The sequence below is a fragment of the Micromonospora sp. DH13 genome (assembly GCF_020873825.1).
Lineage (GTDB): Bacteria > Actinomycetota > Actinomycetes > Mycobacteriales > Micromonosporaceae > Micromonospora > Micromonospora haikouensis.
Map to the genome: position 1 here is coordinate 320,187 of NZ_JAHWGR010000001.1, position 14,530 is coordinate 334,716.

Here is a 14,530-nt window from a genome sequence, read left to right on the forward strand (position 1 = left end):
TTCACCTGCTTCCTTCCGCCAGCATCGTGAACACCACCGGGTCGGCGACGTCGTTGAGCGCGGTGACGAAGGTGGCGACGCGCGCCGTCCCCGACCGCAGGGCCACCCAGCCGGCCGTGCCGTTCGGCTCGGCCACCAGGTCGACCCGGGCGTGGCCGTTCTTGCGCAGGCACTCCACCGCGCCCCAGACCCGGGTGGCGGCGACCGACAGGTCCTCGCCCTGCTCCCGGGCCAGCAGCGTGGCCAGGGCCAGCCCGTCCTGGCCGATCAGGCCGGCCCACTCGTCGGCGGAGCGGGCCGAGGCCAGCTCCACGTCGCAGCCCACCGCCGCGGAGGCGCCGGCGACGGCGACGGTGACCCCGGCGCCGTGCGAGGCGGAGATCCGGACGTCGGCGTCGACCTCCGGCTTGCCGTCCGGCCGGTAGCGCACCGTCGTCTCCGTGCCCAGCGCCCAGCTCACCGCGCGGGCGGTCTGCCGGCGGCGGGCCTGCGTGCCGGTGGCGTCGGCGTCGTCGGGCCGCACCACGACGCGCAGCTCGTCGGGCAGGAACGCGCCGACCCGCCGCTCCAGGTACGGGCCGACCAGCGCCGGCAGCCACGGCCCCGTGCCGTCCTGCTTGCGCACGGCGTGCAGGCGCAGCCCCTGCCACCGCTCGACGAGGTTGCCGTCGGCGTCGCAGACGTCCACGTCGTAGTGGTAGGTGTCGCCCTGGCGCAGCCGCTCCACCGCGTGGATGGTGACCGTGTCCAGGGTCGCGGCGACCTTCGGGTCGGCCAGGTGCAGCCGCTCGATCGCGCCCGGCAGCAGGGTCGCGTCCGGCACGCAGCACTGCAACGCGTGCATCACCGTGTCCCGGGTGCCCGGGTCGCCGAGGACCAGGTCGCCGGGGCGGTACCGGGCGAACCACGCGTCGACCGGCCGGTTGGACACCCGCGCCGTGCAGCTCGTCGCCGCCAGGTCCAGGTAGCCCAGCAGGCGCTGGAACCGCCGCCCCTGGAACAGCACCGGGCCGTACAGGTCGCGGGCCGGGTCGATCGGCAGCAGCCCCGCCGCGGCGGTGCCCGCCCGGGCCTCGACCCGCAGCGGCCGGTCCCAGCGCAGCCGGGCCCGGAAGTGGTCGGCGGCGAAGTTGGTGTCGCTGCTGCGCACCACCGCCTCGACCGTGCCGTCGGCGGCGGCGAGCACCGCGATCCGGATCGTGTTGCTGCCGGTGGGCGGCACCACGATCGGCCGCAGCAGCTCGACGTCCTCCAGCACCGGTGCCTCGGTGCGCCCGGTGAGCGCCGAGGCCGCCTGCGCCATGGCCTCCATGCCCAGCACGGCGGGGAAGAGCAGGTCCCCGTCGAGCAGGTGGTCGGCCAGGTAGAGGTCGTCGTCGGCGGTGAGGTCCGCGTCCACGACCAGCTCCACGCCCGGGTAGTGCACCTGCGGCCGGTCGACGAAGCGCAGCAGCGGCAGCTCGCGCCGCTCCAGCGTGACCGTCGCCAGGCCGTCGGCGCGGCCCATCACCACCAGCGCCTGCGGCGCGGCCGGGCTGGCCAGCACCTCCTTCAGCGTGGCGATGCCGGCCTCCACGGGGATCGGCGCGATGCCGTCGCGGGTGAGGGCCTCCAGCACCCCGAGCCGCTCGCCCATGCCGGCCCCGGACCACACCGACCACTCCAGCGCCAGGCACCGGATGTGCGGGTAGTCCTCGCCGACCTTGCGGGTCAGGTCGGTCATCCAGTCGTTGGCCGTGGCGTAGTGCCCCTCGCCGCGCAGCCCGGCCCGGCCGATGATGCTGCCGAAGGTGACCAGCAGCCGCAGCGTGTGCGGGTCGGTCGCGGCGAGCACGGCCTCCAGCCCGTCGATCTTCGGGGCGAGGGTCCGCCGGAACGTCGCCTCGTCGAGGTTGGCCACCGCCGTCGGCTCGTTGCGGCCGGCGCCGTGCAGCACGCCGGTGACCGGGCCGAGGACCCGCTCGATGTCGTTGACGGCCGCCTTCACCTCGTCCAGCGCGGTGATGTCCGCGCGGGCGTAGTGGAAGCGCACCCCGGCGGCGGTGAGCCGGTCGAGGTTGGCCGCCAGCTCCGCGTCGGTCGCCGGGTCGGAGCGGCCGATCAGGCCGACCGCCGCGAGGGTGTCCCGGCCCAGCGCGAGGGCGCACTCGGCGGTGATGCCCTTGCCGCCGCCGGTGACCAGCAGCACGTCCTCCACGCCCAGCCCCGGCCCGCCGTTGGGCGGCAGGGCCGCCGGCCGCAGCACCGGCACGTGCCGGTTGCCGTCGCGGTCGTAGTGGACCTCGCTGAACCCGGCGGTGGCCGCCACGTCGGCGACCACCCGGGCCACCGTGGCCGTCAGCGCCTCCTCGGCCGGCTCGTCGACCAGCGGCAGGACGACCACCGTGGTGACGATCTCCGGGTGTTCCTGGTGCAGCGTCTTGGCCAGGCCGGCGGCGGTGCGCCGGTCACCGACCGCCACGAACCGCACGGCGCCGCCCTGCGCCAGCGCGGACCGGGCCGCGCGCAGCATCACCGGGATGTGCTCGGGCTGGCCGTCGCGCGGCAGGCACAGCAGCACCCCGTCGCCCACCCGGGCCTGTTGCAGCGCCGTGCGCAGCGGCTCGGCGAGCGGGTTGTGCCCGGCGGTGAACACCTGCCACCCCCCGTCGACCGGGGCGCCGACGCGCGGACCCACCTCCGTGGGCACCAGGTCGACGGCGAACGCCCGCACCCACGGGGCCACCCCGGCGATCGACGCCTCCTGCTCGTCGCCGCCGGCCGCACCGCCGGCGGCGTCGTCGAGGATCTGCGCGATCTCCGCCACGGTGGCGGTGGCGTAGCTGGAGGTCAGCGTCGGCGCGGCCACGTTGAGCTCCCGGGCGGCCTGGTTGACGATCTGCCCGACGGTGATCGAGCTGAGGTGCAGCTCGTCCAGCGGCCGGCTGTCCGGCCGCACCGCCTCCAGCGGCAGCTCGGCCCGCTCGGCGGCGAGCCGGCGCAGCAGCTCCAGGCTGTCGAGGGTGGCGCCGGGCCCGGACACCGCCACCGACGTGCCGTTCGGCGTGGCCGCGACGGCGGCCAGCTCCTGCGCGGTACGGGCCACCGCGAAGTCCCCGGCGGGGGCCGACTCGGCGGGGCTGGCGAAGAACCGCAGCGGCCGGCCCGGCTCCAGCGGCCGGGCGAACCGGTCCTGGAACAACGCCTCGTGGTTCACCGCCGCGCCCGCCGCGTACGCCGCGCCGACGGCGTTGAGCAGGCCCGCGAGGGAGAGACTGTCGGTCTCCAGCGAGACCGTCGGCACCTGCGGGGCGATGTCGGCGGCCAGCCCACGCAGCACCCGACCCGGGCCGACCTCCAGCAGCAGGTCGGCGTCGTCGGCGAGGCGGCGCACCGCCTGGGTGAACCGCACCGGGTCCAGCACCTGCCGGCGCAGCAGCTCCGGCACGTCGGTGTCGGCCGGCAGCACGTCCCCGGTGACCGTGGAGACCATCGGCCGCGCCAGCGGCGCGAAGGTCCCGCCGCGCAGGTGCTCGGCGAACGCGACCGCCGCCGGGGCGACGGCCTCGGAGTGGAAGGCGTGCGACACCGCGATCCGGGTCCAGAACAGCCCGGCCCGCTCGGCCGCCGCGCCGACCTGCAGCACCGCGTCGACCGGGCCGGAGACCACGGTCTGCTGCGGGCTGTTGTAGCCGGCGATGACCACCGGCGTGCCGGCCAGCAGCGGCTCCACCACCTCGGGGGCGGCGGAGATGCTGGCCATCGTGCCGTCCCCGGCGCTGGCGTCGGCCATGATCCGTCCGCGCGCGCCGGCGGTCGCGATGAGCGTCTGCTCGTCCATCGCGCCGGCCCAGTGCAGGGCGGTCAGCTCGCCGAGGCTGTGCCCGGTCGCGCCGGTGGCCCGGATGCCGAGCATCGACAGCGCCCGCAGGCCCGCGACCGATCCGGTCACGATCCGCGGCTGCGCCACGGCCGTGGCCACCAGGTCCGCGCCGGGCGGCGGCTGGTGGGCCTGGTAGAGGGCGTCGATCTCCTCGAACCGGCGGCGCAGCGCGCCGCCGTCGGCACGCCGTCCCGCGCCCTGACCGGGGAAGAGGAACCCGATCCGCGGGGCGGGGCCCGCCGCGCCGAGGAAGACGCCGCCGGCCGCGTCGATCACCCGCTGCTCGCCCGCGTCGACCAGCTCGACCAGCCGCTCCAGGCGCTGCCGCGCCTGCTCGGGCGAGGCGACGACCACCGCCGCCCGCACCGGTCGCCCGGCCAGCTTCCCGGCCAGGGCCACCGCCAGGTCGCCCAGCTCCGCGTACGACAGGCGGCCCACCCACGGCGCCAGGTCCGACAGCCGCGAGCCCAGCTCCTCCGGGGTACGCGCGTCGAACATCAGCAGCTCGGTGTCCTGCCGGGAGCGCACCAGCGCGGTCGTCGACGCCCCGATGCGGGTGCGCCGGCCGCTCTCCGCGCTCTCGACCACCACGTGCGCGTTGATGCCGCCGAAGCCCATCGACGACACGGCCGCGCGGATCGGCTTGTCGGCCGGCCACAGCTCCGCCGTGGCGGGCACCCGCAGGGCGGGCTCCGCCACGTCGAGCACCGGGTGCGTGTCCACGTGCCCGGTGGCCGGGGGTATGACCTGCTGGCGTACGGCGAGGATCGCCTTGAGCAGCCCGGCGACCCCGGCGGCGGCCTTGGTGTGGCCGAAGTTGCCCTTCACGGTGCTGATCGCGGCGGGTGCCGCCGCCGCGTCGGCCTCCTGCCGGGCCTCGGTGAACGCGGTCAGCTCCGTGGCGTCGCCGACGGCGGTGCCGGTGCCGTGACCCTCCAGGTAGGACACCGAGTCGATGCCGAAGCCGGCCCGCTCGTACGCCCGGCGGATGGCCAGCCGGTGGCCGCTGGCCTCCGGCCGGGTGATGCCGCCCTTGCCGTCGGAGGAGTAACCCCAGCCGGCGATGACGGCGTGCCGGCGCAGGCCGCGCGCGACGGCGTCCTCGTCGCGCATCAGCACCAGCATGCCGCAGCCCTCGCCGGGCCAGAACCCGTTGGAGTTGCGGTCGTAGACCCGCATCTCGCCGGTGGCCAGCGCGCCGGTCTTGGCGAAGCCGATCACCTCGAACGGGTCGATGCTCAGGTCCACGCCGCCGGCGACGGCGGCGTCGAGGTCGCCCCGGGCCAGGGCGTTGCAGGCGGTGGCGACCGACAGCAGCGACGACGAGCAGGCCCCGTCGACGGTGTAGCCGCCGCCCTTGAAGTCGAAGTGGTTGCAGACCCGCCCGGCGATGGTGTTGGCCAGCCCGCCGGCGAGGGTGTCCTCGTCGATCGGCGGGAACGGCGCCTTGTAGCGCGGCTCCAGCTCGTCGAGGAACGCGCCGACCGCGGCGTCGTCCCAGCCCTGCTCGCGCAGCGCCGCCCCGACCGTGCGCCGCACGTACGGCCAGCGCAGCCGCAGCAGGTTGGCCCGGCTGAACTCGCCGGTGAGGGTGTTGCCGATGACCACGCCGGTGGTGGCCAGCGGCAGCCCCTCGCCGTCGGCGAAGCCGGCGTCGGCCAGGGCCCGGGCGACGGTGTCCAGGGCCAGCCAGTGCGTCATGTCGGTGGACCGGAAGGTGCTCCCGGCGATCTTGTACTTGACCCGGTCGAACTCGAAGCCCTCGATCACGGCGGCCTTGGCCGAGTAGAACCGGTCGGGCGCGGCGGGGTCGGGGGAGTAGTAGTCCTCGGCGTTCATCCGCTCGTCGGGCAGCCGGCGGAACGCCCGGCGGCCGGTGAGCACGTTCTCCCACAGCTGGTTGGGGTCCTCCGCGTCGGGATACCGGCAGGCGATCCCGACGACGGCTATCCGGTCGCTCACGCGATGCTCCTGGGGGTGTCGAGGGTCAGCTTGGCGGTGGCCCGGGACTTCTTGCGCATGTCCGCGATCCACCAGCCGATGCCGCGGATGCCGCAGACGACGACCACCGCGAAGAAGAGCGTGTAGACGACGTTGAACAGCATCAGCACGCCGTAGGCCATGGCCACGCCGGAGCCGAACATGAACTGGTTCATCGGCTTGACCGGGGTGGTGCCCGGGTCGGTGATCATGTAGTTGGTGAAGAGCACGAACGCCACGCCGGTCATCACGGCCAGCGCCGAGAACAGGGCCACGTCCCAGATCCAGGCCCGCAGGAACGCCTGGATGGCGAAGCCGCCGAGCCAGCCCACGATCAGCGGGACCTTGCGGGTCAGCAGCGCGTTGATCACGGTGCCGGCGGTCACGATGATGATCGGGATCATGATCCGGAAGTACGTGTTGGCGTTCTCCGTGAACTGGTACGGCGGGGCGATGGAGATCCAGGAGCCGAAGCACACCAGCGCCATCGTGATGCCGAAGTTCGACGGGTTCATGTAGTGCCGCATCCGGCCGTAGACCGGGGCCTGGAAGACATACTTGCCGGTCACGCCGACGATCACGGCGAACGCGATCGGCAGGAACATGTCGTTGGCGTACAGGAGCATGTTGCAGGCCAGCGCGGTGATGTGCGAGGGCAGCAGGAACTCGTACACCCGGCGGCCGCCGCCGCCGAGGAACCGGGGGGCCTCCTTCTTGGCCCGGGCCCGGATCAGCTCGAAGGTCAGCTCGGTGGCATAGCCGGTGAGCACCGCGAAGATGGGCCACAGCCACGGCTGCTCGAAGCCGAGCAGCGTGTAGCCGAAGATGTTGAAGACGCTGATCGAGATGGCGAAGTTGCGCAGCGCCAGGTAGCGGCGGTCGGGCTCGGGCTTGGCCGGCGCGGGGCGGACGGGCGCCGCGGGGGCGGTGTCGATGCTGGGGGGCGGGGCGATCGTGGTCATCGGTTCGGAACCTCCTCGACGCGGTCGGTCAGCACGAGGGTGTGCGTGCCGGCGGTGAGCTGCTGGCTGGTGCTGTGCTGCTGGCCGTTCAGATCGCGCCAACGCATGTCGACGGTGACCGGGCCGCTGCTGGCCCCCAGCCCGAAGTGGACCTCGAAGCTGCGCTTGCCGCCGTGGCCGCTGCCGCCGTCGAGCTGGGAGATCTGCTTGCGCCCGTCCGGCGTGGTGACCGTGACGGTGGCGCCGTACGCCGGGGTGCAGAGCATCTGGTCCTCCGCGGCGCCGACCGCGGGCCGGTACAGCCGCAGGTTGAGGTAGTTGCCCTTGGCGGGCGCCTCGTTGGCGTAGAACGCCGGCGGGCCCCACTGGCGGGCCACGGCGAGGTCCAGCGCCCCGATGCCGCGGGTGTCGGCGGTGGCGATGCCCCGGGTGGGGATCGGCACGTCCAGGCCGACCTGCTGGGTGATGTTGGCGAACTCGCCGCTTTCGGTGCGGGCGAAGAACGCCAGCGGCTGGCTGCCGGCGATGTCGTCACCGGGCTGCATGTTCGGCCACATCGCCGGGTTGGACATCAGGTCGTCGTTCATCATGGCCATCTCCTGCAGCCACGGCCAGCGGTCGATCTTGCCCTTGACGAAGCCGAGGGTCTGCACGACCTCCAGGTCGCCGCTGTTGAGGAAGTCGCCGAACTTCACGTCCCAGCCCCAGCCGCTCCAGGCCAGGCCGAGCGGTCGGGCCTCCTGGGTGAACGGGGCGACGCCCTTGTCGAGCTTGGCGAGCATGTCGCGCTCGTCGCGGGCCTTGTTGATCCAGACGAAGTTGCTCTCCTCCAGGCCCCAGGCCGTGGTGATGTTGGAGACCATCATGTCGAAGCTGCCGTTACGGTCCAGGTCACCGAAGTCGATGCCCATGCCCTTGAACGAGCCGTTGCCGAGCACGAACGACTTGGGCGTGGTGGGGGTCCGCTCGCCGACGGCGACCTTGAACTCGATGCGGCCGGGCCGGGAGACGTTGTGCAGCAGGTGGTCGTGGCCGAAGTCGTTGGCGACGTAGACGTCGGGCAGGCCCCGGCCGGTGAGGTCGGCGGCGTTGAGGCCCAGCGTCCAGCCGGTCGACGCGACGAACGGGATCGCGGCGCGCTCCGGCACGAACGTCACCGACGGGTTGTCGCCCGAGGTCGCCGACACCCAGCGCAGGACGTGGCTGCCGCCGCCGTTGGTGGCGCTGGACAGCGTCTCGTTCATCTCGACGTTGTCCTGGCCCCGCGTGTTGAGCACGTCGGACTCGGGGAAGTAGTTGCCGATCACCACGTCCGGCTTGCCGTCGCCGTCGAGGTCGCTGACCAGCGAGGCGTTGGTGTGCCACTTCGGGCCGTGGTAGATCCCGTCGGGCGAGCTCTGCGGCAGCAGCTCCTGGCGCTGGTAGGTGGCGTTGGACACCGTGGTGGCGCTGGCCTTGTGCAGGAACAGGATCGGCACCCGGCCCCAGTAGGTGACCATGAGGTCCATCCGGCCGTCGAGGTTGTAGTCGCCCGGCACGCAGCCCATCGGGGCCATCGTGTCGTCGAAGGGCAGCGGCGCCGGGTCGAGCAGGAACGGCGCGAACTGGTCCTCCTTCGGCGCGGTGGGCGCGTAGGTCACGACGACCTTGTTGGTGCGCACGTCCACGAAGCAGAGGCTGTTGGCGCGGCCGTGGCCGGTCAGGTCGTTGATCGCGATGCTCGCCCCGACCGACGAGATCCAGGCCCGGATCTTGTGGTACGAGCGGTTGACGTCGCGAATCGTTTTCTTCGGTAGCTGGTCGTAGCCGTCCGGGTAGGCGATCGACTGCTCGGTGAAGCGGTACTTTGTGGCGGCTTCGTCGGCGCCGGCGACCGACACGCGGCTGTCGATGATGAAAAAGAGCGAGGCCACGAGTAGAATCGCGACTATTCCGGGACTGAGCGAGCGTGCGCGTTGACCCAGCACGGTACGGTCTCCTTACAACAGAGCCATCGGCTTCTGCCAAAGCCGATGGCGTGAACAGGGCAGACGGCATCACCGCGGCGGTGTTCCACGGGCGGGTCCCGGGTTGCTGCGCGGTAAGGGGTGGGGGAGTGTCGCCTGACGTCGGGGGCTTCGCGGCGCGACGGTCCGGCCGGAGGAAGATAGTTTCCCCGGCAATTTTCCGTCGGCGCGGCGAATCTGGTTTCTGCGTGCCTGGTTTCCTCCTGCGGCGGTCGGGAAAAGTGGATGCTCGGCGACCGGATCAGGCCAGGTTCATCGTGCGACGGTGGCGCCGGGGCGCGCTTCTTTCACATTGCTCCCGACGTTTTCGCAGCATGCGGCCGGTTTAGTTCGCGTATAGCGGACGATTTGACGCGTCGGATCCCTATTGGTCGATCTCACCGCGTTGACCCGCTGTGTCCACCCGTCGGCCCAAGACGGCAATATGGCGACTAACTGTCGTCGGCACGATGGCTAGCGTGGGTGGCGGCGCTGCCCGAGGCGCCGCCCGGGCGTCGTCCTGCGGGACCGCCCGCGCCCGGGACCCCGGCAAGAGAGGAAGCCGCCGTGTCTGTCGAGGGATTCTGGAAGGTGGCCGTGGCCACCCCGTTCGGCGTCCGCCGCACCGAGTTGGAGCTGTTCAGCAAGGACGGTGTCCTGCAGGGCATCTCCCGCGGCGAGAAGGAGACGCTCACCCTGAACGATCTCACGCTGGAGGGCAACCGGCTGTCCTGGTACCAGTCGATCAAGAAGCCGATGCGGATGGACCTGGCCTTCGACGTGACGATCGACGGTGACGAGATGACCGGCACCGCCAAGGGCGGACCGATGCCGGCGGCGAAGGTCAGCGGCCACCGCGAGCCAGCCGCCCAGCCCGCCTGAGCGCACCGCCCGCGCGCCGGCCGCCCCCGCCGCAGCGGGGGGGGCGGCCGACCGTCGATCTCCGTCCTTCGGCCGCACCATCCAACCCGGATATGTATTGACTTAAGTGCATTTATCCACAATGGTCATGGGAACTCGACGCGGGAGCAGCCATGACCGACTTGCCAGAGGGCACCGAGCACCACCGTTACCTGATCATTGGCGCCGGCCCGGCCGGCCTTCAGCTGAGCTACTACCTCCAGCAGGCCGGCAGCGACTACCTGACGCTGGAACGCGCGGCCGAACCCGGCGAGTTCTTCCGCCGGTTCCCCCGCCACCGCAAGCTGATCTCCCTGAACAAGGTGCACACCACCAGCACCGACCCCGAGATCCGGCTGCGCTGGGACTGGAACTCGCTGCTGCACACCCCGGCCGACCTGCCGTTCGCCGACTACAGTCGCGAATACTTCCCCTCCGCCGACGACATGGTCCGCTACCTCGGCGACTTCGCCCGCCACCACGGGCTCGCCGTCCGCTACGACACGACCGTCGAGCTGGTCACCAAGACCGACGACGGTTTCCTCGTGCGCGCCGGCGGTCGGCTGCTGCACGCCGACTGTGTGGTGTGGGCCGCCGGCTGGGGCCGGCCCAACATCCCCGACGTACGCGGCATCGAGCACGCGATCGGCTACGAGGACATGTCCACCGACCCGGCCGACTACGCCGACCAGCGGGTGCTCATCCTCGGCAAGGGCAACTCCGCGTTCGAGACCGCCTCGGCGATCCTCGGTCACGCCGCCATGATCCACCTGGCCAGCCCGCGCCCCCTGCGGCTGGCCTGGAACACCAAGCACCCCGGCGACGTACGCGGCCACCACGGCGCGGTCCTGGACAGCTACCAGTTCAAGACCCTGCACTCCGTGCTCGACTGCGTCATCGACGAGATCCGCCCGGTGGGCGACAAGTACGAGGTGCACCTGACCTACACCCACGCCGACGGCGAGACGGCCGTGATGGAGTACGAGACGGTGCTGCGCTGCACCGGCTTCGCCATGGACACCTCGGTCTTCGCCGACAGCTGCCGCCCCGGCATGGTGCCCAGCGGGCGGCTGCCCGCCACCCGGCCCGACTGGCAGTCGGTCGACGTCGACGGGCTGTACTTCGCCGGCACGCTCGCCCAGGACCGCGACTTCAAGAAGGCGTCGTCCGCGTTCATCGACGGCTTCCGCTACAACCTGCGGACGCTCACCGCCCTGCTGCGCGAGCGGTACGAGGGCGCGCCGCTGGCGTACGAGAAGGTGGCGGCGGACGCCGAGGCGCTCACCGAGGCGGTGCTGGACCGGGTCAACTGGAGCTCGGCGCTGTGGACGCAGTTCGAGTTCCTCTGCGACGTCCTCGTCGTCGACGCGGCCGCCGGGGTGGTGCGCCACTACCACGACCTGCCCGAGGACCATGCGGTCGCCCGGTTCGGCGGCGAGAGCCACTACTACACGTTCTCGCTGCGCTGGGGCCGCGACGAGTACGGCGACGTGTTCGCCATCGAGCGGCACCCGCAGCCGGACCGGGCCGCCGAGAGCGCGTTCATCCACCCGGTGGTGCGCCGCTACCGGGGCGGGGAACTGGTCGAGGAGCTGCACCTGCTGGAGGACCTGCTGGCCGAGTGGCGCCGGCAGGACCGGCACGTGCAGCCCCTGCGCGAGTTCTTCACCGCGGACCTGGGGCGCTGACGCCTACCGCAGGACCATGACCTCCGACAGCGACTTGCGGGTCAGCTCCGGCACCGTGACCCCCTCGGCCGGGTAGCCGACCGGCATCACCAGGCAGGCGCGCTCCTCGGCCGGGCGGTCGCAGATCTCGTTGAGGAACCGCATCGGGCTCGGCGTGTGGGTGAGCGTGGCCAGCCCGGACAGGTGCAGGGCGGTGATCAGCACGCCGACGGCGATGCCGACCGACTCCTTGACGTAGTAGGGCTTCGGGGTCTGCGGCCCCTGGTGGACCTCGAACACCACGATGACCACCGGCGCGGTCTCCAGGAACGGCTTCTGCCAGTCGGTGCCCATCGGGGCCACCGCGTCGAGCCACTCCCGGGAGGCGCGGCGGGTGTAGAACTCGATCTCCTCGGCCTCGGCGGCCTCGCGCAGCCGTCGCCTGCGGTCGGCGTCGGTCACCACCACGAATCGCCAGGGTTGCAGGTTCGCGCCGCTGGGGGCGGTCGCGGCGGCCCGGACGGCCTCCTCGACGACCTCCAGCGGCACCGGCTCGTCGGAGAAGTGCCGCACCGACCGGCGGGCCGCCATCCGGTCGGCGAACGCCCGGGCGGTGCGGTTCATCAGCGTGGGTTCCAGCCGTTGCAGGTGGAACGGGACGGTCGCGATCTGGTCCATGAACGGCCTCCATCAGCAGGTCGGGCCCTTCCAGCATCACCCACGCCACCCGCCGCCGGTTGTGCGCGATTGCCCAGATTCGCGGGGTCCGGCCGGGGGACGGGTGGCCCGCCGGCCGGCGGCAGGTCAGCCCGCCGTCCACTCCGAAAGCCGGTCGACGACGTCGGCGAGCGTCCCGCCGGCGTGCACGACCGCCCGTTGCCGCCGCGCCCCGGTGCCGTCGGCGGCGAGCTGCTCCAGCCACCGCGCGACGGGGTCGTGGTCGCCGTGGGCGCGCAGCGCCGGCTCCACCGTGGCCAGCAGCTCGCGGGCCAGCTCGGCCGCCGGTCGGAGCCGGCCCGTGCGCGGGTCCACGCCCGCGCCGTCCAGGCCGTCGCGGGCGGCCCGCCAGTAGGCCACCCGCAGCAGCTCCCCGGCGACGTGCGGGGCGGGCTCGCCGGCGTCCACCGCCGCCGACAGGTGCGCCACGAGCGCCCGCACCAGCGCCGCGTAGCGCGCCGCGTCCTCGGCGGTGAGGGCCGAGTCGGCCACCCGGACCTCCAGCGTCGGGTGCCGTTCCGAGGGGCGCACGTCCCAGAAGATGGTGGCCCGGTCGACGAGGGCACCGGCGTCCAACAGCCGCCCCACCACCTCGTCGTAGTGCTCCGCCGAGTCGAACACCGGCGGGGGACCGGCCACCGGCCACCGGCCCCAGACCGTGGTGCGCCAGCTCGCGTAGCCGGAGTCGCGGTCGTCCCAGTACGGCGAGTTCGCGGTGAGGGTCAGCAGCAGCGGAAGATAGGGCCGCAGGTGGTTGCCGACCAGCACGGCCCGCTGCCGGTCCGGCATCTCCACGTGCACGTGCAGCGCGCACAGCGCCAGCTCGTCGTGCAGCCCCCGGAAGGTCTCGGTGCCCCGGGTCTGGCGCGGGCCGACGGTCATCGGCGGCGGCACCGCCCCGGCGACGGGGGCCGTGCCGGCGGCCACCACCCGCAGCCCCGCCGCCCGGGCGCAGTCCGCGACGACCTTGCGGGCCTCGCCGAGCTGGTCGGTCAGCTCGCCGAGGGTGCCGCAGGCGTGGGTCCTGGTCTCCAGTTGCAGGGTGGTGATCTCCCCGGACACCCGCTCCCCGAGCGACGCCGACGCCGCCGCGACGACCTCGGCGGCCCGGGGCACCGGGGCCCGGGTGGCGGCGTCGACGACGAGGAACTCCTCCTCCACCCCGAAACGGGGCGGGGCCGGGGACCGGCGCGTGCTGCGGCTCATGACACACCATTATGGACGGTGTGCGGGCCCGTGGACAGCAGCGACGCGCCTCACAGGCGCGCGGGCACGCCCCGGGCCGCGGGCGTCGGGCCCCGCCGCTGCCGAGTGAGCACCCCGGCGACGGTCGCGGCGAGCAGGGCGGCCCGGTCGGGCATCTGGCTGACGTCCACCCACTCGCTGCGGGCGTGCGACCCGCCGCCCACCCCGCCCAGGCCGTCGAGGGTGGCCACGCCCAGCGACCCGGTGAAGTTCGCGTCGGAGGCGCCGGCGGCGTGCGCGGCCTCCAGCGGCGGCAGGCCCAGCTCGCGACCCGCCCGGCGGGCAACCTCCAGCAGCGGCATCGCCACCGCCTCCTGCAGCGGGTAGCGGTTGATCCCGCCGCCCACCACGAGCGCGGCCTCGGCCAGCTGCGGGGTCAGCGCGTGCATCTGCCGGTCCACCCGGTCGAGCTCCTCCCGGGTCCAGGCGCGCACGTCGACGCAGAACGTCGCCGACTCGGGCACCTGGTTGCTGATGCTGCCGGCGCTGAGCACCGTCGGTGTGACGCTGGTACCCTCGGCGGCGAACGCGCGTACGGCGAGGACCTGGTGGGCCAGCTCGACGGCCGCGTTCACCCCCCGGTGCGGTTCCACGCCCGCGTGCGCGGCCCGGCCGCGGACGGTGATCTCGTACCGCGAACCGCCCTTGCGGGCGACCTTGAGCGCGCCCGTCTCGGTGGACGGCTCGCCCACCAGCACGGCCCGCGACCGGCGGGCCTGCTGCTCGATCAGCGGCCGGGACGTCGGCGACCCGCTCTCCTCGTCGCAGGTCAGCAGCACCCCCACCCGGGAGGGGTCGGGCAGCAGGGACAGGGCGGTGACCAGCTGCACGATGCCGGACTTCATGTCGCACACCCCGGGCCCGGTGGCGATGTGCTCGGCGAGCGCGAAGGGCCAGTCCCGCGTGGTGCCCTCCGGCCACACCGTGTCGTAGTGCCCCAGCAGCAGCACCCGCTGGTCCTCGGCCTGCCAGAGCAGGTGCGGCAGCCCGTCGCGGGTGACCCGCACGGCGGGCCGGCCCAGCAGCGGACTGATCCAGCTCTCCAGCAGGTCGGCGCAGGCATGCAGGCGCCGCACGGCCCCGGGCGGGGATTCGGCGTGTACGAGTTGGCGAAGTCGGTCCACCATGGTCCCGGACTGCGCCCGGGCCCCCTGCCGTATGTGCGTCGTGTCGACCATGGTGCCGATCGTGGCAGCGGCTGCTGTGCAGCGG

General features: G+C 73.1%; 8 protein-coding genes. 2 read left to right on the forward strand and 6 right to left on the reverse strand.

Annotation, left to right across the window (positions count from 1 at the left end; all coding sequences use genetic code 11):
- Position 1: 1 nt before the first annotated feature.
- From LPA42_RS01355 to LPA42_RS01365, 3 genes are read right to left on the reverse strand one after another with little or no spacing between them, the layout of a single operon-like run.
- Entirely contained in the window at positions 2 to 5,824 is a 5,823-nt protein-coding gene (locus tag LPA42_RS01355) for a type I polyketide synthase (protein ID WP_077940249.1), read from the reverse strand.
- Positions 5,821 to 6,804, reverse strand: a complete 984-nt coding sequence (locus LPA42_RS01360) for an enediyne biosynthesis protein (protein ID WP_228986235.1) — start codon at positions 6,802 to 6,804, stop codon at positions 5,821 to 5,823. Before LPA42_RS01360 ends, LPA42_RS01355 begins: the two co-directional genes overlap by 4 nt.
- Positions 6,801 to 8,717, reverse strand: coding sequence for a CRTAC1 family protein (locus LPA42_RS01365; RefSeq protein ID WP_228986236.1), 1,917 nt, complete (start codon positions 8,715 to 8,717; stop codon positions 6,801 to 6,803). Before LPA42_RS01365 ends, LPA42_RS01360 begins: the two co-directional genes overlap by 4 nt.
- 639 nt (positions 8,718 to 9,356) lie before the next feature.
- On the opposite strand from LPA42_RS01365, the gene LPA42_RS01370 reads away from it, so the two are divergent.
- Complete coding sequence (locus tag LPA42_RS01370) at positions 9,357 to 9,671, forward strand: hypothetical protein (protein ID WP_043969055.1); 315 nt, start codon at positions 9,357 to 9,359, stop codon at positions 9,669 to 9,671.
- A gap of 152 nt (positions 9,672 to 9,823) precedes the next feature.
- Complete coding sequence (locus LPA42_RS01375) at positions 9,824 to 11,377, forward strand: NAD(P)-binding domain-containing protein (RefSeq protein ID WP_077940252.1); 1,554 nt, start codon at positions 9,824 to 9,826, stop codon at positions 11,375 to 11,377.
- 3 nt (positions 11,378 to 11,380) lie between these two features.
- Here the strand turns inward: LPA42_RS01375 and LPA42_RS01380 are convergent, their stop codons facing one another.
- The 3 genes from LPA42_RS01380 to LPA42_RS01390 form a co-directional block, all read right to left on the reverse strand.
- Positions 11,381 to 11,980, reverse strand: coding sequence for a nitroreductase family protein (locus LPA42_RS01380; RefSeq protein ID WP_176734412.1), 600 nt, complete (start codon positions 11,978 to 11,980; stop codon positions 11,381 to 11,383).
- A gap of 180 nt (positions 11,981 to 12,160) precedes the next feature.
- Positions 12,161 to 13,279, reverse strand: a complete 1,119-nt coding sequence (locus LPA42_RS01385; protein ID WP_077940253.1) for a glutamate--cysteine ligase — start codon at positions 13,277 to 13,279, stop codon at positions 12,161 to 12,163.
- Between the two features lie 50 nt (positions 13,280 to 13,329).
- Positions 13,330 to 14,394, reverse strand: a complete 1,065-nt coding sequence (locus LPA42_RS01390; protein ID WP_228986237.1) for a M20/M25/M40 family metallo-hydrolase — start codon at positions 14,392 to 14,394, stop codon at positions 13,330 to 13,332.
- Positions 14,395 to 14,530: the final 136 nt, after the last annotated feature.

Bases quoted from the DNA above. Each gene is read 5' to 3' on its own strand.
- LPA42_RS01380 (WP_176734412.1), bottom strand. From the start codon at position 11,980: ATGAACCGCACCGCCCGGGCGTTCGCCGACCGGATGGCGGCCCGCCGG.
- LPA42_RS01375 (WP_077940252.1), top strand. From the start codon at position 9,824: ATGACCGACTTGCCAGAGGGCACCGAGCACCACCGTTACCTGATCATT.
- LPA42_RS01360 (WP_228986235.1), bottom strand. From the start codon at position 6,804: ATGACCACGATCGCCCCGCCCCCCAGCATCGACACCGCCCCCGCGGCG.
- LPA42_RS01385 (WP_077940253.1), bottom strand. From the start codon at position 13,279: ATGAGCCGCAGCACGCGCCGGTCCCCGGCCCCGCCCCGTTTCGGGGTG.